The 17,840-nt window shown below is 64.7% G+C and carries 17 protein-coding genes; 12 read left to right on the forward strand and 5 right to left on the reverse strand.

Features of this window, described 5'->3' with window-relative positions; genetic code table 11:
• Window positions 1–17: 17 nt before the first annotated feature.
• Genes nrdR through rpiB form a run of 3 tightly spaced genes read right to left on the reverse strand, consistent with a single transcriptional unit; the run spans window position 18 to window position 2,305 of the window.
• A complete protein-coding gene (gene nrdR, locus AC1DPF_RS03105) occupies window positions 18–479 on the reverse strand; it encodes a transcriptional regulator NrdR (RefSeq protein ID WP_477871806.1) in 462 nt (153 codons plus the stop codon).
• A 54-nt stretch (window positions 480–533) separates the two neighbouring features.
• Complete coding sequence (glyA, locus tag AC1DPF_RS03110) at window positions 534–1,850, reverse strand: serine hydroxymethyltransferase (RefSeq protein ID WP_477959653.1); 1,317 nt, start codon at window positions 1,848–1,850, stop codon at window positions 534–536.
• Window positions 1,847–2,305, reverse strand: coding sequence for a ribose 5-phosphate isomerase B (gene rpiB / locus AC1DPF_RS03115; RefSeq protein ID WP_477871802.1), 459 nt, complete (start codon window positions 2,303–2,305; stop codon window positions 1,847–1,849). The genes glyA and rpiB overlap by 4 nt, the downstream gene beginning before the upstream one ends.
• Window positions 2,306–2,471: 166 nt before the next feature.
• Between rpiB and AC1DPF_RS03120 the strand changes: the two genes are divergently transcribed.
• The 5 genes from AC1DPF_RS03120 to AC1DPF_RS03140 all read left to right on the forward strand — a co-directional run bounded on the left by AC1DPF_RS03120 (window position 2,472) and on the right by AC1DPF_RS03140 (window position 6,350).
• Window positions 2,472–2,960 carry a hypothetical protein gene (locus AC1DPF_RS03120; RefSeq protein WP_477871800.1) on the forward strand — a complete coding sequence of 163 codons (489 nt, stop codon included), beginning with the start codon at window positions 2,472–2,474 and terminating at the stop codon, window positions 2,958–2,960.
• Between the two features lie 46 nt (window positions 2,961–3,006).
• Entirely contained in the window at window positions 3,007–3,267 is a 261-nt protein-coding gene (locus AC1DPF_RS03125; protein WP_477871798.1) for a hypothetical protein, read from the forward strand.
• Between the two features lie 105 nt (window positions 3,268–3,372).
• The gene (ada, locus tag AC1DPF_RS03130) at window positions 3,373–4,419 is read left to right on the forward strand and encodes a bifunctional DNA-binding transcriptional regulator/O6-methylguanine-DNA methyltransferase Ada (protein ID WP_477871796.1); all 1,047 of its coding nucleotides are present in this window, start codon (window positions 3,373–3,375) and stop codon (window positions 4,417–4,419) included.
• Window positions 4,420–4,504: 85 nt separating this feature from the next.
• The gene (locus AC1DPF_RS03135) at window positions 4,505–5,428 is read left to right on the forward strand and encodes an EamA family transporter (protein ID WP_477959655.1); all 924 of its coding nucleotides are present in this window, start codon (window positions 4,505–4,507) and stop codon (window positions 5,426–5,428) included.
• 172 nt (window positions 5,429–5,600) lie between these two features.
• A complete protein-coding gene (locus tag AC1DPF_RS03140; protein ID WP_477959657.1) occupies window positions 5,601–6,350 on the forward strand; it encodes a hypothetical protein in 750 nt (249 codons plus the stop codon).
• Window positions 6,351–6,362: 12 nt separating this feature from the next.
• Here AC1DPF_RS03140 and AC1DPF_RS03145 read toward each other — a convergent pair whose 3' ends face one another.
• Window positions 6,363–6,998 (reverse strand): hypothetical protein, encoded by a 636-nt coding sequence (locus AC1DPF_RS03145; protein ID WP_477959659.1) that lies wholly within the window; start codon window positions 6,996–6,998, stop codon window positions 6,363–6,365.
• 143 nt (window positions 6,999–7,141) lie between these two features.
• Here AC1DPF_RS03145 and AC1DPF_RS03150 point away from each other — a divergent pair, with 143 nt between their 5' ends.
• The 5 genes from AC1DPF_RS03150 (at window position 7,142) to AC1DPF_RS03170 (ending at window position 14,657) form a co-directional block, all read left to right on the forward strand.
• Window positions 7,142–7,816 carry a hypothetical protein gene (locus AC1DPF_RS03150; protein WP_477959661.1) on the forward strand — a complete coding sequence of 225 codons (675 nt, stop codon included), beginning with the start codon at window positions 7,142–7,144 and terminating at the stop codon, window positions 7,814–7,816.
• Between the two features lie 89 nt (window positions 7,817–7,905).
• Window positions 7,906–8,595 (forward strand): hypothetical protein, encoded by a 690-nt coding sequence (locus tag AC1DPF_RS03155; RefSeq protein WP_477959663.1) that lies wholly within the window; start codon window positions 7,906–7,908, stop codon window positions 8,593–8,595.
• Between the two features lie 326 nt (window positions 8,596–8,921).
• The gene (locus AC1DPF_RS03160) at window positions 8,922–9,695 is read left to right on the forward strand and encodes an ImuA family protein (protein WP_477871788.1); all 774 of its coding nucleotides are present in this window, start codon (window positions 8,922–8,924) and stop codon (window positions 9,693–9,695) included.
• Complete coding sequence (locus tag AC1DPF_RS03165) at window positions 9,586–11,118, forward strand: Y-family DNA polymerase (RefSeq protein ID WP_477871786.1); 1,533 nt, start codon at window positions 9,586–9,588, stop codon at window positions 11,116–11,118. The genes AC1DPF_RS03160 and AC1DPF_RS03165 overlap by 110 nt, the downstream gene beginning before the upstream one ends.
• Window positions 11,115–14,657 (forward strand): error-prone DNA polymerase, encoded by a 3,543-nt coding sequence (locus AC1DPF_RS03170; protein ID WP_477871784.1) that lies wholly within the window; start codon window positions 11,115–11,117, stop codon window positions 14,655–14,657. The genes AC1DPF_RS03165 and AC1DPF_RS03170 overlap by 4 nt, the downstream gene beginning before the upstream one ends.
• Window positions 14,658–14,670: 13 nt before the next feature.
• Here AC1DPF_RS03170 and AC1DPF_RS03175 read toward each other — a convergent pair whose 3' ends face one another.
• Window positions 14,671–15,651, reverse strand: a complete 981-nt coding sequence (locus tag AC1DPF_RS03175) for an alpha/beta hydrolase family protein (protein ID WP_477959665.1) — start codon at window positions 15,649–15,651, stop codon at window positions 14,671–14,673.
• Between the two features lie 100 nt (window positions 15,652–15,751).
• On the opposite strand from AC1DPF_RS03175, the gene AC1DPF_RS03180 reads away from it, so the two are divergent.
• Both AC1DPF_RS03180 and fghA read left to right on the forward strand, forming a co-directional pair.
• Window positions 15,752–16,864, forward strand: a complete 1,113-nt coding sequence (locus AC1DPF_RS03180; protein WP_477959667.1) for an S-(hydroxymethyl)glutathione dehydrogenase/class III alcohol dehydrogenase — start codon at window positions 15,752–15,754, stop codon at window positions 16,862–16,864.
• 17 nt (window positions 16,865–16,881) lie between these two features.
• Window positions 16,882–17,718 carry an S-formylglutathione hydrolase gene (gene fghA / locus AC1DPF_RS03185; RefSeq protein WP_477959829.1) on the forward strand — a complete coding sequence of 279 codons (837 nt, stop codon included), beginning with the start codon at window positions 16,882–16,884 and terminating at the stop codon, window positions 17,716–17,718.
• Window positions 17,719–17,840 lie beyond the last annotated feature (122 nt).

Below are 17,840 nucleotides of genomic sequence, written 5' to 3' on the forward strand. Positions count from 1 at the left end.
GACGGAAGCTGGAATGTTCACTCCCGCCCCGCCTCGCTTACCGCACCGGCGAAATCCTCGAAATCCTTGGCTTCGCGGAAGTCCTTATACACGCTGGCGAAACGGATATAGGCGACGCTGTCGAGCGCCTTGAGGCCGTCCATCACCATCTCGCCGACCGCACTGGCGGGAATCTCGTTGTCGCCCAGGGTTTCGATCTGGCGCTGGATCGCCGTGGCCAGCCGCTCGATCCTGACGGGATCGACCGGACGCTTGCGGCAGGCGATCTGGATCGAGCGTTCGAGTTTCGAGCGGTCGAACGGCTCGCGCCGGTTCTCGCTTTTCACCACCGTCATCTCGCGCAGCTGGATCCGCTCGAAAGTGGTGAAGCGCGCACCGCATCCCTCGCACTGCCGCCGCCGCCGGATCGCCGCCCCGTCGTCGGTGGGGCGGCTGTCCTTCACCTGGCTGTCGTCATGGGCGCAGAAGGGGCAGCGCATTATTGTGCCCTACGGGCGCACGGGCCGGGGCCGCATCCGCGTGAGCGGATCAAATCAAAGCTCCGGATAGATCGGGAAACGATCGCACAACACCTCGACCCGCGCCTTGACGTCGGCTTCGATCTTGCCGTTGCCCTCGGCGCCGTTCTTGGCGAGGCCGTCGAGCACATCGGCGATCATGTCGGCGATGTCGCGGAACTCGGCCGGGCCGAAGCCGCGCGTCGTACCGGCCGGCGAGCCGACCCGGATGCCGCTCGTCTTGACCGGCGGCAGCGGATCGTTGGGAACGCCGTTCTTGTTGCAGGTGATGCTCGCGCGTTCGAGCGCTTCGTCGGCATCGCGGCCGGTGACGCCGATCGGGCGCAGGTCGACCAGCGCGAGATGGGTGTCGGTGCCGCCCGACACGAGATCGGCGCCGCGTTCCTTGAGGCGCGCGGCGAGCACCTTGGCGTTCTCGACCACTGCCGCCGCGTAAGCCTTGAAGTCGGGCTGCAACGCCTCGCCGAACGCGACCGCCTTGGCGGCGATGACGTGCATCAGCGGGCCGCCTTGAAGACCGGGGAACACCGCCGAGTTGATTTTCTTCGCGATCGCCTCGTCATTGGTCAGGATCATGCCGCCGCGCGGGCCGCGGAGCGTCTTGTGAGTCGTGGTGGTGACGACATGGGCATGGCCGAACGGGGTGGGGTGGACTCCACCCGCCACCAGGCCCGCGAAATGCGCCATGTCGACCATGAACAGCGCCCCGACCTCGTCGGCGATGGCGCGGAAGCGGGCGAAGTCGATGTGGCGCGGATAGGCCGAGCCGCCGGTGATGATCAGCGTCGGCTTGTGCTCGCGGGCCAGCGCCTCGACCTGGTCGAAGTCGATACGGTGATCGTCGGGGCGCACGCCATATTGCACCGCGTTATACCATTTGCCCGACATCGCGGCCTTGGCACCGTGGGTGAGGTGGCCGCCGGCATCGAGGCTGAGCCCCATGATGGTGTCGCCAGGCTTGGTCAGCGCCAGCATCACCGCGCCATTGGCTTGCGCGCCCGAATGCGGCTGGACGTTGACGAAGCCGCAGTCGAACAGCTGCTTGGCGCGGTCTATCGCCAGCTGCTCGACCACGTCCGAGGGGTGGCAGCCCTGGTAATAGCGCTTGCCCGGATAGCCCTCGGCATATTTGTTGGTGAACACCGAGCCCTGCGCCTCGAGCACCGCCTTGGAGACGATGTTCTCCGATGCGATCAGCTCGATCTGCTTCTTCTCGCGCGTGATTTCCTGCTGGAGGCCGCCAAACACCGCCGGATCCGCTTGGGCGAGACCGCGCGTGAAGAAGCCGTCGGGCTGGACGTCCGAAAGGGTGGCGGCGGGCTTGCTGCTCATGCGGGTTCCTTGTGGAAACGGGGGTGGGTGAGTTTGTCGACGCGGCGGGCGTGGCGATCGCCCCCGAACGGTGTCGACAGGAAGGCGGAGGCACAGGCCTTGGCCTGCTCGATGCCGATCAGCCGCGCGCCGAGCGCGATGACATTGGCATCGTTATGCTCGCGTGCGAGCCTGGCCGACAGCACTTCGGACACCAGCGCGCAGCGCGCCGCCGGATGGCGGTTCACCGCGATCGATATGCCTATGCCGGAACCGCATAGGGCGATGCCCTTGGTCGCTTCGCCCGCGGCGATCGCCTCGGCGAGCCGATAGCCATAATCGGGATAATCGACCGATGCCGTGCTGTCGGGGCCGAGATCGCGAACCTCATGGCCTTCTTCGCGAAGCCACAGGACGAGCGCGGCCTTCAAGTCGAACGCGGCATGATCGGATGCGATGGCAACGATTTCGGCCATATATCCTGTCCAGTGCTGACGAGTCGGGTGCTGGCCGGTCTCTAGGGATGATAGCCGGTTATCGCAATGCCGAGCTCCATCATAATGGGCGCCGCCATCTTTGCTGTTGACCTCGCCCGCGATGACCTCTTGAAGCGGCGGCAGTCGCGCGCAGGGAGTTGACCCGATGAATATCCGCACATCTGCCTGTCTTGGCGCAAGCCTCGCCGCGGTCCTCCTGCTGGCTGCGTGCGCAAAGGGCGAGGATGCCCATCCGATCGACAATGTCGCCGAGACCGGCAACGTCGCCGCCGACGAGATGATCGACGACGTCGATCCGACGGTCAACAGCGCCGCCACCGCGCTGCCCACCGATGCCTGGGTCGGCAAGTGGATCGGGGTCGAGGGGCTGATGCTCGATATCCAGCCGGCCGGAGAGCACGGCCATTACATCTTGAGCGTGACGCTGCTCGACGGCACCAACAGCTATGACGGCACCGCGGATGGCGACATGATCCGCTTCACCCGCAATGGCCGGCCCGAGAGCATCCGCGCGGCGACCGGCGACGAGACCAGGCTGAAATGGTTGGCGGGCAAGCAGAACTGCCTGATGATCCAGCAGGGCGAGGGCTTCTGCCGCGACGAGGCCGTAACGCCGCCGTCCACTCGGCCCTGAACAGCTCAGCCTTGAAATGGCCGGTTTTGGGCGTTAGGGCGCGGCGATGACCAAGCCCGCTCCCCTGATGACCGCCAAGGAGTTTGCCGATCGCGCGCGTCTGATCGTGGAGACGATGCACGGCCATGCGGCGCACCGCGCGATCGATTTGCTGACGAACGATGTGCTGCGCGGCCTCGGCTATGGCGAGGGAATAGAGATTTTCGAGGCGATGGTGGGGCATTGGCACAATGCCGATGCCGCCTATCCTCACGGCGGCCGTTGCCCCGATTGCGAAGGCGAAGCCGAGGCCCGCGCAGCCGCCTGAGAGCTGCCGGCGGGTCTTCTCGATTCGAAAGCAAGCGCCGGGAGGCGTCCCGGCGTCATAGGTGCCAGATGATCGCACAGGCAATATGTGCGAAAGGTATCGGCGATGACGTTGACGATCGATGATCCGCGGTGGGAAGCGGTGCTGGCGCGGGACGCGCGGGCAGATGGCTTCGTATATTCGGTGGCGACGACGGGCGTCTATTGTCGCCCGGCCTGTGGCGCACGGACGCCCAATCGGCGCAATGTCGCCTTTCATGCCGATGCGGCTGCGGCCGAGGCTGCCGGGTTCAGGCCCTGCAAGCGGTGCCGGCCCAACGAGGCGCCGCTTGCCGAGCGCCAGGCCGCCTTGGTCGCGACGGCATGCCGCCATATCGAGCAGGCCGAGGAGGCGTTGTCGCTCGACGAACTCGCCGCCGGGGCAGGGCTCAGCCCGCACCATTTCCACCGCCTGTTCCGCAGCGTCACCGGCCTGACGCCGAAAGGCTATGCCGATGCCGAACGGGCGCGGAAAGTCCGCGCGGCGCTGGGGAACGGCACGCAGGTGACCGAGGCGCTCTACGAGGCGGGTTTCGGATCGAGCGGGCGCTTCTACGCTGCTGCCGATGCTGCCCTGGGCATGCTTCCCGCGGCCTATCGCAAGGGCGGCGCCGCCACCGAGATCCGTTATGGAATCGGCGCATCTTCGCTCGGCCGGGTGCTTGCGGCGGAAAGCGAGCGAGGGATTTGCGCCATCCTGATCGGTGACGATGACGACGCGCTGGTTGGGGATCTCGGACGGCGCTTCGCCAATGCCCGGATGATCGCCGCCGATATCGCCTTCCAGGAGAAGGTCGCGCATGTGGTGGCGATGATCGAGGAACCGGCACAAGGGCTGGCGCTGCCGCTCGACATTCGCGGGACCGCTTTCCAGCGCCGCGTGTGGCAGGCGCTCCAGGCGATTCCGGCCGGCGAGACCCGCAGCTATGCCGAGCTTGCCAAAGCTGTCGGCGATCCCGCTGCGGTCCGCGCCGTCGCCGGCGCCTGCGCCGCCAACCATCTCGCGGTGGCGGTGCCGTGTCACCGGGTGGTGCGTGGCGATGGTTCGATTTCAGGCTATCGCTGGGGCGTCGAGCGCAAGCGGGCGCTGTTGGCGCGCGAGGCGCGGGGGTAAGGCCCACTTCGCGCCAGGGAAGGCAAGACAATGAAGCGCGATTGTCCGGATGGCGTTCCGGTCGGTTGCCCGATATGGCCGCCGCATGAACGCCACTGCTCCATCRCCGGGCCTGCCGCTGCGCCATCTGCTGCTGGCGCTCGCGGTCGTTGTCGTGTGGGGCACCAATTTCGTGGTGATCCGGATCGGGCTTGACGAGCTGCCGCCCTTGCTGTTCGCAACACTGCGTTTCTGCTTCGCGCTGCTACCGGCCCTGTTCATCCGCAAGCCGGCGGTTTCGTGGAAGGCGCTGGCCGCCTATGGAGTGCTGATCGGCTTCGGCCAGTTCGGCATGATCTATATCGCGATGAACGGCCATATCTCGCCGGGCCTCGCCTCGCTGGTGGTGCAGAGCCAGGTGTTCTTCACCATCGGCCTGGCGATGGCCTTCACCGGCGAAAAGGTCCGGCCGTTCCAGCTCGTGGCGCTGGTGATGGCGACGATCGGCATCGCGATCATCATCCTGCATGGGGACAGCAGCGCTACCCCGCTGGGCCTCGGGCTGGTGCTGGTCGCCGCGATGGGCTGGGCCGGCGGCAATCATGTCGCCAAGGCGAGCGGCGCCACCAACATGCTTTCCTTCGTGGTCTGGGCGAGCCTGTTCTCGATCCCGCCGCTGTTTATGGGCTCGCTGCTGATGGAGGGATGGCCAGCGATCAGCGCTGCGGTCAACCATGCGGGGCCGGAAGCCTGGGCGGCAGTGCTGTGGCAGTCGATCGGCAACACTCTGTTTGGTTACGCAGCCTGGGGCTGGCTGCTGTCGCGCCATCCGGCCGCGACGATCACGCCGACGGCGATGCTGGTGCCGGTATTCGGCATGGGCGCCTCGGCGCTGCTGCTGGGAGAGTCGCTGCCTGCGTGGAAGCTGGTGGCGGCGGCGCTGGTGATCGGCGGATTGGCCATCAACGTCCTCTGGCCGCTCGCAGGGCAGCTCCCCGGATATCCATGGCGGCGCGGCGCGGCGAGCTAGCTTTAGGGTGGTGAGGTAGTTTGCCCAACCCGGTTATTGAAAATCGACTCTCGCCTCTTCTGGCGTCAGTTTGGCTAACCAAATACGAGCGCTGCTCCGGTTTTCAGCGACGTTTTGCATCCCCGTATCAGGCATACTAGACCGAACGCCTCGCCGACGGGGATGACGCTCGATGATCCTAGCCACACTTCTTTTGGCAGAAATTGTCTCGCAGTCTCAGCCTTTGAACATATTCGAAGAACGCTACTCGGCGGAGTCGAAGAATCGGTATGAAGCCTATGTGATGTGCTTCGCCCGAGGAGCTTATGATCGTCGTCAAGACGCCGGTTCGCCGGAAGCTCATATGAAAGCCGCACAAGCTGTGTGCGGAAAGGAGTATGACAGCTTCGTCGAGAGTGTCGTCAAGGACTCTGAGAGCTCATCAGACGCAGCTTCGGCGGCTGTCAAAGCTCGCTCTCTTCTGGATGCGATGGATGCGCGGGCGCTCATAGGCCCTCCAGCCCCAACCGTGCTCGCGCAATTGCCGGTTGAACGGCTCACAGGAGATTGGCGATTGGGAAGCGGGCCGCTCGCTATCGATATGAGAGTCAGTTTCAGAGAAGATGGGTCACTGTTCGGCATTTTGAAGTCGGATTTTGATAAATGGGCTGGCGGCCTAAATAGTTGGCGAGTCACCAGTGACGGAACGAAAAATGCCACGTTCCATGCATATTTCGCAGGTAAGAAAGAGGTGAGGTACGACCGTATCCCATCATCACCATCTGAAATGAACTTCATCAACGCGGCAGATCCATCTATTCAACGCTTCGATCTTGTAATGGAAGACAACGACCTGCTCATTAGGTGGGTAGAGCCTGACGGGGGAGGCACGCTACGATTTCGTCGGCAAGTTGGACCGGCCCAAGGGGCAAAGAAGGATTAGCCTGGGGTTCGTCTATTTAACGACCGTGAGACTTGGCCGCTGACCAGTGAGGCGGCGCACTCGCCGACCAATGGCATCTCCTGACACGTCAATCGAGAAAAGCGGCTTTCCTGCCTTCTCAGCCAGATCAAACGCCGATTTTTCAAGATCGAGGAACGTCATTGCCCGCTGGCCCTGAGCCTCGATCACCTTAGCGATGTCGGTAGCAAAGCTCAATTTGTCGCCCGGCGCTTTCCAGAGGTAGCGTTGGACCTTCGGCTCGGCTGTCAGGGCTCCTGCTATGCGCTCGTCCTGTTGGAAGCGCTTGAGGAAGTTCGCAGTGTCTTCCTGAGTCCCATTCACCTCGCAGGTGCCATCGGAATTGAGCAGCGCGAACCACAGCATGATCTGCGCCGCGGCACTTCCGATCTCGTCGGTCTCGGAAGGTGGGACGCCGAGCCGGGACAGATCATAGCGTACCATGATCTCGGCCGCCTCGCGGGCATCGAAGTTTCCGCTCTTTCGGCCGCCGCCGGGCAGTTGCCCCCGGCTTCGCCAGAGCCGCTGAATCTGGCCCGGAATGTCCGCGATCGTAGTGAGTTCGCTCGCCGAAAATGTCGTGAAGTTGCACGTCCAGCCGTTAACGCGGAATCCTTGGTAGCGGCTCATCCACAGACCTCCGACACGAACTGTACCCGCGATACGGGAAGAAGCACGCGCACGAGCTCTCCCCCATGGGTCAACAGATCGCCCTCCACGAAGCGGCCATAGACCATCTGATCCCCGAGCGCGGCAAGGTCGCCGGCACGGACATGGACAAGAACGGCGAACCACGTCCCGGCAGCCGATATGTCGGCGTGCGGAAAAATGTGCTCAAGGGGAGCCCGGAGCCCGCCGACATCACGACATGGCTCGTGGAGCGAGAGAACGGCTTTCTCCGGCAGGCCAATCGACGCTTCACGCGGAAGACCAATGCTTTTTCAAAGGTGATGGAGTTTCACGAGCGGCAGGTCGCGATCTGGATACACTACCGGAACTATTGCTGGATACCCAATCCGAGCCGGCCGAAGGATGGTTCGAAGCAATGGACAAAGCGCGAGACGGCGGCGCTCGCCTGCAATCTGACCGATCGCGTCTGGACACCGGAGGACATGATCGTCGCCTCGGACCTGTATGTCGCCACACGGGAGCGAACCGATCTATTGCCGATCGAGCCCGTGGTCAGTGATGACGATTCGCCGAAACCCTTCTGGATTCTGCACAGCCCGTACCATCGGACGGCGAAGGCCCATGCTTCGGACTGCTCCTCCTGCAATGGGGGGCTCGGCAAAAACAAGGGGCCGGCCAAGGGCAGCATCTGGACCGGGTTCACGACGCTGGACGATGCGATGGCCTTCGCGAGCAAGAAGGAACCTGACGGTTACGCCGTCTGCAAGCTGTGCATCGGGAGCTACAATACCCTCAACACCTATGGCCGCCGCAGATAAGCCGAGCACTGGTCGATTACTCCGGATCAAGATCGAAAGGGCGGGGGGCAGATTCTACTTGCAATGTAGGATTTGATTTAGTTCACTCTATGTTCTATTCTCGAGCGCGGAGACTCGCATGGTTTAATGCCGGAATCAAATCGCTGCCTGGGGCTGACGGCAAGATGCCTAGGCCGTTTCGCGTCGATGAGAATTGGAACGTCATCTATCTCGACGAGGAGCGAGATGAGGCAAAGCTCACAGGTCGGAATTCCGGCAAGCAGAATCGCGCGGGAATCGCGAGTTGGGACGAATTGGATCGCAAGCGCGATGAGGAGCTTGAGTCCATCAGGCGTCTTGGAGAGGAAAAGCCCATTCAACTTGCCGAACTCGGCAATTCGAATTGGAATGAGTATGAGGCGATGCGCGCGCAAGGCGAGCGAGATGGGCGAGTTTTGAAAGAGGCAGCCAAGGCAGGTGGCAATTTCTTTCGTAATTACGGAGATATGAGGGATGCTAACACGATCGGCGCGGACAAATACTTTCATTGCAAAGCCAACTGCGAAGCATCGTCGCTAGGTGAAACAGGAGAGGCTGTCGCGCGAACGATAAGCAATGGGCGAGAAATCGTGGACCAGCGTATCAAAGGTGACCCTAGGTCCGCCTCTCTCGCGGATCAACGGGCGAACGTGGCAGGCCGGAGTGCGGGACGGCGCATTCGCGAAGGGGGTTCGGGAGCGCATCAATGTACTGCGGCATGTGATCATTTTAGGCCCAACGGTCTGAACAAGAGATACTGAGATGAGACGAAGGGTGGCTGTCCTTGTGATAATAGTGGCAACGCTGTCAGCCATTTTTGCCGTTCGCTCCCTCAAGAATTTCCTCGATGTCGATGCGTGTTTGGATCGAGGCGGCGCATGGGACAAGCAGGCTTCAATCTGCGTGGGCACTCCCACAACACACGACCGATAACGTCGAGCGGGGTTAGCGAGACTGACCCGAGGATGAGTTTCCATAACCCCAATTTGAAACTACCTCACTACCAGCTTTAGTGCATCCTTGACTCCTCCCTTGTTGAAGGGAGTATAAGAACAAAACAAGAACCATGGATGAGTCGCGGATCTTATTGGCCGCCCTGAGATCGCGCATCTGTGCGATCGAGGGGCCGAAGCCCCCGGAAGCCACGCTGTTTGCGTTGGGCGCCGAGCCGCTCGACGCGCAATTGGGGGGTGGTTTGCCGTGCGGCAAGCTGCACGAGCTGTTCGCTGCCGAGCCGGACGATCGCGCGGCTCTGGCCGGGACCGCGCTGATGCTGGCGATACGACGGGGGGAAGGGCCGTTGCTCTGGCTGCGGCAGGATGGAGCGGTGCGTGCCGGTGGGGCACTTTACGGGCCGGGGCTCGCCGATCTCGGCCTGGATCCGTCTCGGCTGATCGAGATCGTCGCGCCGGACGAGGCGGCGCTGCTGCGCGCCGCGGGCGATGCGGTGCGCTGTGCCGATGTCTCGGCGGTGCTGATCGAGCCCTGGAAGGCGGCACGCGGCTTCGATCTGACGGTGAGCCGGCGGCTCGCGGTCGCGGCCGAGAAATCGGGGGTGACCGTGCTGCTGCTGCGCGCCGAGGCCGAGCCGGTCCCGAGCGCCGCCTATAGCCGTTGGCGGGTGCGATCGTTGGCGTCGGCGGCGCTCGAGGCCGGTGCGCCTGGCCATCCGGCGATCGAGATCGAGTTGTTGCGGCATCGCGGGGGACTGGCTGGGGTACGCGCCTGTCTGGAGTGGAATCGTGACGAGCATGTCTTCCGGGAAGCGACGCTATCTGGCGCTGTGCTTCCCCTTCCTGCCGGCCGATCGGCTGGCGCGGGCAATCCGGACGGGAGCGGTCCAGCCCGGCTTTCCGCCTGATGCCCCGTTCGCTTTGGTGGAGAAGCAGAAGGGTGCGATGCGGCTGGCCGCCGTCAGCCGGGCTGCACTGGCGCTCGGGCTGGCGCCCGGCCTCAGCCTGGCCGACGCGCGGGCGCGGATGCCCGATCTCGGCGTCGTCGATATCGATATGCGCGCCGATGGCGAATGGATCGAGCGGATCGCCGACGGCTGCGATCGCTACACGCCGATGGTGGCACTCGATCCGCCCGACGGGCTGATCCTCGATATCAGCGGCTGCGCGCATCTGTTCGGCGGCGAGGCGGGATTGCGCGAGGACCTGGTGGCGCGGCTGCAGCGGCTCGGCATGCATGTCCGCAGCGCGCTCGCCGACACCCCCGATGCGGCGCATGCGCTGGCGCATTATCCCGCCGAGGCGACGGCCATGCTGCCCGTCGAAGCCCTGGGCCTCGAGGCCGGGGAGGCGATGGCACTGCGCCGCGCCGGGCTCAAGCGCCTCGCCGATCTCAGCGCTCGGCCGTCGCAGCTGCTGTCGGCGCGCTTTGGGGAAGACGCTGCCGACCGGCTCGACAGGATCTCGGGCGGGCGCGACATCCGCATTACCGCGCGGCGTCCGCAAGCGGCGCTCGTGCTCGAACGGCGTTTCGCCGAGCCGATCGGTCATGTCGATCCCGCACTGGCCGCGATCGAGGCGCTGGCCCAGCAGGCGGCGCGGCGAATGGAGGAGGGGCATCGCGGCGGGCGGCGCTTCGAGGCGCAGCTGTTCCGCACCGACGGGCTGGTGCGCAGCCTGCGGATCGAGACCGGACTGCCGGTACGCGATGTCCCGCTGCTGATGCGGTTGTTCAACGAGCGGCTGGAGACGCTGTCCGATCCGGTCGATCCCGGTTTCGGCTTCGATCTGGTGCGGCTGTCGGTGCCGCTGTTCGAACCGTTGGCACCGCTCCAGCTGCCGCTCGAAGGCGGGGCGATCGCCGAGGGGGAGCTGGCCCAGCTGCTCGATCGGCTGTCGACCCGGCTCGGACGCAACCGCGTGCGGCGGTTTGCGCCGCGCGACAGCCATATTCCCGAGCAGGCGGTGCTGGCCTTTCCCGCGATCGGGGAAGCGCCGCCCGGCGGCTGGCCGTCGCCCGAGCCCGGCGAGCCGCCGCTGCGGCCCACCCATTTGTTCGATCCACCCCAGCCGATCGAGGTCCTCGCCTCTGTGCCGGACGGCCCGCCGCGCCAGTTCCGCTGGCGGCAGCGGCTGCACGACATCGTCCTGGCCGAAGGGCCGGAGCGAATTGGGGCGCTGTGGTGGCGCCGGGCCGACAATGCTGGGATGGCGCGCGACTATTACCGGGTCGAGGACAGGCAGGGCCGCCGCTTCTGGCTGTTCCGCCACGGCCTCTACGGCCGCGAGGCGAAGATCCCGACCTGGTATATCCACGGCCTGTTCGCATGACCGAGGCCGCCACCTTCGCCGAACTGGTCGCGGCGACCAACTTCTCCTTCCTGCGCGGCGCTTCGGCGGCCGAGGACATGGTCTCCGCTTCGATCGCGGCGGGCCATGCCGGCATCGGCATCGCCGACCGCAACACGGTGGCCGGCGTGGTGCGCGCCTGGAAGGCGCTGCGCACGGCGCGCGCCAATCTGGCGGCGGAGGGCGGGGCCGATATCGACTTCAGGCTGGTGGCCGGCGCGCGGCTGGTCTTTGCCGACGGGACGCCGGACATCGTTGCCTATCCCGCGACCCGGCGCGGGTGGGGGCGGCTGACCCTGCTCCTCACCACCGGTAATCGCCGCGCGATCAAGGGCGATTGCGTCCTCTATCTGGGCGACCTGCTCGATCATCTCGATGATCTGCTGCTGATCGTGATGCCGGCGGGGCAGGGGCTGAAGCTCGGGGATGTCGGCGCAAGGCTGCATCCGAAATGGCAGGGGCCGCTGGCTCCTGCGTCGTTTCTTCTCCCATTTTCGTCATCCCAGCGAAGGCTGGGATCCATGTCTCTTGCGGCAGGAGGGAAGGTTGAGAGCTCACCTCCCAGACTATCCCTAGTGAAGACAGACATGGACCCCAGCCTTCAGCCTCTGGCTGAAGTTTATCCTGAGCGCCTGCCTTGCAGGCAGTCGAAGGGCTGGGGTGACGGTCTGGGGAGAGTATTATCGATCCTCAACCATGCCGCGCCCGGACGCGTCTGGCTGGGCCTCGCCACATCCTATTCCGGTCCCGACCGCCGCCGCATCGCCAGGCACGCCAAGCTGGCGCGCGATATCGGCATCCCGCTGATCGCCACCAACGATGTCCTTTACGCCACCGCCGAGCAGCGCCCGCTCCACGATGTCGTCACCTGCATCCGTCTTGGCCTCAGGCTCGACGAGGCGGGAACCCGCCTCGCCGCCAATGGCGAGCGCCACATCAAGCCCATGGCCGAGATGGCGCGGCTGTTCAGACATTATCCGGAGGCGCTTGCCGAAAGCCTGCGACTGCTCGAACGAGTCCAGTTCGACCTCGGCCAGCTCCGCTATGAATATCCGCATGAGCCGGTTCCGTCCGGTTGGACGCCCCAGGCCTGGCTCGAGCATCTCGTCGCCGAAGGGGTGCGCGAACGCTATGGCGAGGATCCGGCGCCCGAGGTCGCCGAGCTGGTGGAAACCGAACTCAAGCTCGTCCGCCAGGCCAAATATGCCTATTATTTCCTGACGGTCCACGATGTCGTGAAGTTCGCGCGGAGCAAGGGCATCCTCTGCCAGGGGCGGGGATCGGCCGCCAATTCGGTGATCTGCTATGTGCTCGGCATCACCTCGGTCGATCCGGTCAAGCACAAGCTGCTCTTCTCGCGCTTCATTTCCGAGGATCGCAACGAGCCGCCGGATATCGACGTCGATTTCGAGCATGAGCGGCGCGAAGAAGTGATGCAGCATATCTATGCGCGCTACGGCCGCCATCGCGCCGGCATAGCCTCGACCGTGATCCACTATCGGCCGCGCAGCGCGGTGCGCGAGATCGGCAAGGTGCTGGGGCTGAGCGAGGATGTCACCACGAAGCTGACCTCGACGATTTGGGGCAGCTTCTCCTCGAAGATGGAGGAGAAGCGTTTCCACGAGACCGGCTTCGATATCGGCAATGTCGAGATCGCGCGGCTCAACATGCTGGTCGAGCAACTGCTGACCTTTCCCCGCCATCTGTCGCAGCATGTCGGCGGCTTCGTGCTGACCGAGGACCGGCTCGATGAGACCGTGCCGATCCACAATGGTGCAATGGACGAGCGCACCTTCATCGAATGGGACAAGGACGATATCGACGCCCTGCAGCTGATGAAGGTCGACGTGCTGGCGCTGGGCATGCTGACCTGCATCCGCAAGGCGTTCGACCTGATCGATACGCATCTCGGCAAGCGCTATGCGCTGCACAGGATCCCCGAGGACCAGGCCGATGTTTATGACATGCTGTGTACCGGCGACAGCATCGGCGTCTTCCAGGTCGAGAGCCGTGCCCAGATCAACATGCTGCCGCGGCTACGGCCCCGCACGCTCTATGACCTGGCGGTACAGGTGGCGATCGTGCGGCCGGGGCCGATCCAGGGCGGCATGGTCCATCCCTATCTCAAGCGCCGCAAGGAGCAGCGCGAAGGCCGGCTGAACATCGATTATCCCAGGCCTCACTTGGATCATGGCAATGCTGACGAACTGGAGGATGTGCTCGGCAAGACGCTGGGCGTGCCGCTGTTCCAGGAACAGGCGATGAAGCTGGCGATCGTCGCGGCGAAATTCAGCGACGCCGAGGCCAACCAGTTGCGCCGCGCCATGGCCACGTTCCGCAACGCCGGTGGCATGCCGAAGTTCAAGACCAAGATGGTCGAGGGCATGGTCGGCCGAGGCTATCCGCGCGACTTCGCCGAGCGCTGCTTCACGCAGATCGAGGGCTTCGGCAGCTATGGCTTCCCCGAAAGCCATGCCCAGTCCTTCGCGCTGCTGGTCTATGCCTCATCCTATATAAAATGCCGCTATCCGGCAGTGTTCGCCTGCGCTTTGCTCAACTCGCAGCCGATGGGCTTCTACGCTCCCGCGCAGATCGTCCGCGATGCCCGCGAACATGGCGTCGAGGTGCGCGCGATCGACATCAATGCGAGCGACTGGGACAACAGCCTCGAGCTGGCGCGCGATGGAGCCCTCGCGCTCAGGATCGGCCTGCGCCAAATCGATGGCTTCCGCCAGGCTTGGGCCGAGGCGATCGGCAAAGCCCGCGCCGGTGGGCGCTTCGATACTATCGAGCAGCTTGCCCGGCGCGCATCGCTGCCGCGCCGGGCGCTACACCTGCTGGCCGATGCCGATGCGTTTCGTTCGATCGGGTTCGACCGCCGCACTGCGCTGTGGGAGGTGCGGCGCACCCCTGATGGCGAACTGCCGCTGTTCGCTGCCGTCAAGGCGCGCGAGCTTGGCGAGGAGCCCGATGCGATGCTGCCGGTCATGCCGATGTCCGAGCATGTCGCCGCCGATTACCAGCTGACCCGGCTGTCGCTCAAAGGCCATCCGATGGAGTTCCTGCGCGAGGGTTTCCGGCGCGAGGGCGTGCTGAGCTGCCGCGAGGCAAGCGCGGCGCGCAACGGGGTGAAGGCGCGCGTCGCCGGTGTCGTCCTGGTCCGCCAGCGGCCGGGGGAGGGCAAGGCGATCTTCATCACGCTGGAGGATGAGACCGGGATCACCAATGTCCTGATGTGGGCGCGGCTGTTCGAGATGCAGCGGCATGCGGTGATGGCGTCGCGGCTGATGGTGGTCGAGGGCGAGATCCAGCGCAGCCCCGAGGGCGTCGTCCACCTGATGGCGTCGCGCGTCCATGATCGCACCGCCGAGCTCAGTCGGCTGTCCGAGGATCATAGCCCCACCATCACGCTGGCACGCGCCGATGAGTTCGAGCACCCTCAGGCGCCGCGCAACCATGTCGAACGCGGCAGCCACCCGCGCGATGTGCGCATCCTGCCCCGGTCGCGCGATTTCCATTGAACGACCGGCGGGTCTACTTGCTCTCGAACAGGTCCCTTGGCCGCAGTTCGGCGCGCAGACCCTCCGGGCTTTGCAGCCAGCGCAGCGACCCCCGGTCCGCGTCGAGCGTCGCCCTCCAGAACGCCACCGTCGCGGCGATCACGGTCTCCCGGATGTAGGGTGTAGGTTCGCCATTGAGCATCGTGTGGATGATCTGGCCCGCGAACATCTCATGGGTGGCGCCCTGCAAGACCAGCAGATATTTTTCGCCGGCCGGCATGAACCGAAACGGTTCCTGGCGCTGTCGCGCGGTGATCGGCGTGACGAAGGGAATCGCATCCTCTGTGCCTGTTATCGACAGAAAGGGGATGTGAACCGTCGAAAAAGCCACTTCGGGAGATCCGCTGAGCGGCGGCGAAGGGCTCAGCGCCACGGCGGCGCGGACTCTCGGATCGCCGAGAGGGGGCTCGATGGCGGCGGAAAAGCGCTGCCCGGCGATCGCCTGCACCGTCTGCGCGCCGAAGCTGTGGCCCGCCACGCCGATTCGGCTGAGATCGATCCGGTCGAGGTCGCATCGGTCCTGCGCCTTGCGCCGGCCGAGCTCGCTGATCACGAACTGGATGTCGCGCACTCGTGAAATCAGCTGCTCGCCGTTCAGCGCCGACCGGAAGCCCGGCTTGCCGAAGATTGCGCTGTCGGTGCCGCGATGCTGGATGTTGATCACCGCAAAGCCCGCTTCGGCCCAGCCATGCGCCCAGATCGCTCCCGCATCGAGCGATCCGCCGAGACCATGGCTGAACAGGATCACTCCGACCTTGCCTCCACCCCCGGGCATGCGGATCCGCACCGGCACCGGACGGCTCCGCACCGCATCGAGCCAGACGCCTTCGCACAAGGTGATCGGTAACGCAGCGTGTCCAACGCCCGGCCCGAGCAACGAAGCGAGCAGGGCAATGGTAAAGCCTATCAGCCGCATATCGGCGGCTATGTGGCCGATTCCATCGGGTGAGACCATAACGCAAATGAAAATAAGAGGACCCTTCCGATTGCACGGGACAGGCTTCCCGATGATGCTCTGACCGGCTAACGCTTCCGCGAAACTCCGGAGGATCAAAATGAAGACCCGTGCCGCTGTCGCCTTTGAAGCGAAGAAACCCCTGGAAATCGTCGAAGTGGACCTTGAGGGGCCGAAGGCCGGCGAGGTTCTGGTCGAGATCATGGCGACGGGCATCTGCCACACCGACGCCTATACGCTTGACGGCTTCGACAGCGAGGGCATCTTCCCGAGCATCCTAGGCCATGAAGGCGCCGGCATCGTGCGCGAGGTCGGTCCCGGCGTCACCTCGGTGAAGCCGGGCGATCATGTCATCCCGCTCTACACCCCCGAATGCCGCCAGTGTAAGTCGTGCCTTTCGGGCAAGACCAAYYTGTGCACCGCGATCCGTGCGACCCAGGGACAGGGATTGATGCCSGACGGCACCAGCCGCTTCAGCTACAAGGGCCAGCCGATCTTCCATTATATGGGCTGCTCGACCTTCTCGAACTTCACCGTGCTGCCCGAGATCGCGGTGGCGAAGATCCGCGAGGACGCGCCGTTCCAGTCGAGCTGCTATATCGGCTGCGGCGTCACCACYGGTGTCGGCGCGGTGGTCAACACCGCCAAGGTGCAGGTCGGCGACAATGTCGTGGTCTTCGGCCTCGGCGGCATCGGGCTGAACGTGCTGCAGGGCGCGCGGCTSGCSGGYGCCAACAAGATCATCGGCGTCGACATCAACCCCGACCGCGAGGCCTGGGGCCGCAAGTTCGGCATGACCGACTTCCTCAACTCCAGGGGGCTGAGCCGCGAGGAGGTCGTCGCGAAGATCGTGGCGATGACCGATGGCGGCGCCGACTACACCTTCGATGCCACCGGCAACACCGAGGTKATGCGCACCGCACTGGAGGCCTGTCACCGCGGYTGGGGCACCTCGATCATCATCGGCGTGGCGGAAGCCGGCAAGGAGATCGCCACCCGCCCGTTCCAGCTGGTCACCGGCCGCAACTGGCGCGGCACCGCGTTCGGCGGCGCCAAGGGCCGGACCGATGTGCCGAAGATCGTCGACATGTACATGGCCGGCAAGATCGAGATCGACCCGATGATCACACACGTCATGGGTCTCGAGGACATCAACAAGGGCTTCGACCTCATGCACGCCGGCGAAAGCATCCGCAGCGTGGTGGTGTTCTGAGCCGCGCCGACATGAGCCTGGAAACCGTCAGCACCGCACGTGCCTTCGATGGCGTGCAGGGCGTCTATCGGCATGCTAGCGCCGCGACCGGCACGCCGATGACCTTCAGCGTTTTTGTGCCGCCGCACGCCGAGGGCGCCAGGCTACCAGTGGTCTTCTACCTGTCGGGGCTCACCTGCACCCATGCCAACGTCACCGAGAAGGGCGAGTATCGCCGCGCCTGTGCCGAACTCGGCCTGATCTTCGTCGCGCCCGATACCAGCCCGCGCGGCGACGGCGTGGCCGACGATCCGGACGGCGCCTATGATTTCGGCCTCGGCGCAGGCTTCTATGTCGACGCGACACAAGACCCCTATGCCCGGCACTACAAGATGTGGAGCTATGTCACCGACGAGCTGCCGGCGCTGATCGCCGCGCATTTTCCCGCCGACATGGGCCGGCAGTCGATCATGGGCCATTCTATGGGCGGCCATGGTGCGCTGACCATCGGGCTGACCTTCCCCGACCGCTACCGCGCTATTTCCGCCTTCGCGCCGATCGTCGCGCCGGGTCAGGTGCCCTGGGGCCACAAGGCGTTGGCGGGCTACCTCGGCGAGGACCGCGCGGTCTGGCGCAGGCATGACGCGGTCGCGCTGATCGAGGATGGCGCGCGGGTGAAGGATCTGCTGGTCGACCAGGGCAACGCCGACAGCTTTCTGGCCGAACAGCTGCGGCCCGAACTGCTGGCGACRGCGTGCTCAGCGGCGGGGATCGACCTGACCCTGCGGCTGCAGCCGGGCTATGATCACAGCTATTATTTCATCTCGACGTTCATGGAAGATCATCTGCGCTGGCATGCGGAACGGCTGGGGTAGCGGACGGCGCATCCCGACGAGTGTACTCTGCGCCGATCTCAGGCGCATATGGATTGTGCTGAAGGCCGGGCTGCCGTCGTCCTTTAGTGCCGCTTCATCCTTTTCGGGCGTCGTCCGGATTG

Source organism: Rhizorhabdus sp. P4_G6, from assembly GCF_056401045.1.

What these genes read in the sequence shown, in the direction of transcription:
- nrdR (WP_477871806.1), bottom strand. Translation starts at nt 479, where the DNA reads ATGCGCTGCCCCTTCTGCGCCCATGACGACAGCCAGGTGAAGGACAGC.
- glyA (WP_477959653.1), bottom strand. Translation starts at nt 1,850, where the DNA reads ATGAGCAGCAAGCCCGCCGCCACCCTTTCGGACGTCCAGCCCGACGGC.
- rpiB (WP_477871802.1), bottom strand. Translation starts at nt 2,305, where the DNA reads ATGGCCGAAATCGTTGCCATCGCATCCGATCATGCCGCGTTCGACTTG.
- AC1DPF_RS03120 (WP_477871800.1), top strand. Translation starts at nt 2,472, where the DNA reads ATGAATATCCGCACATCTGCCTGTCTTGGCGCAAGCCTCGCCGCGGTC.
- AC1DPF_RS03125 (WP_477871798.1), top strand. Translation starts at nt 3,007, where the DNA reads ATGACCAAGCCCGCTCCCCTGATGACCGCCAAGGAGTTTGCCGATCGC.
- ada (WP_477871796.1), top strand. Translation starts at nt 3,373, where the DNA reads ATGACGTTGACGATCGATGATCCGCGGTGGGAAGCGGTGCTGGCGCGG.
- AC1DPF_RS03140 (WP_477959657.1), top strand. Translation starts at nt 5,601, where the DNA reads ATGATCCTAGCCACACTTCTTTTGGCAGAAATTGTCTCGCAGTCTCAG.
- AC1DPF_RS03145 (WP_477959659.1), bottom strand. Translation starts at nt 6,998, where the DNA reads ATGAGCCGCTACCAAGGATTCCGCGTTAACGGCTGGACGTGCAACTTC.
- AC1DPF_RS03150 (WP_477959661.1), top strand. Translation starts at nt 7,142, where the DNA reads ATGGACAAGAACGGCGAACCACGTCCCGGCAGCCGATATGTCGGCGTG.
- AC1DPF_RS03155 (WP_477959663.1), top strand. Translation starts at nt 7,906, where the DNA reads ATGTTCTATTCTCGAGCGCGGAGACTCGCATGGTTTAATGCCGGAATC.
- AC1DPF_RS03165 (WP_477871786.1), top strand. Translation starts at nt 9,586, where the DNA reads ATGTCTTCCGGGAAGCGACGCTATCTGGCGCTGTGCTTCCCCTTCCTG.
- AC1DPF_RS03170 (WP_477871784.1), top strand. Translation starts at nt 11,115, where the DNA reads ATGACCGAGGCCGCCACCTTCGCCGAACTGGTCGCGGCGACCAACTTC.
- AC1DPF_RS03175 (WP_477959665.1), bottom strand. Translation starts at nt 15,651, where the DNA reads ATGGTCTCACCCGATGGAATCGGCCACATAGCCGCCGATATGCGGCTG.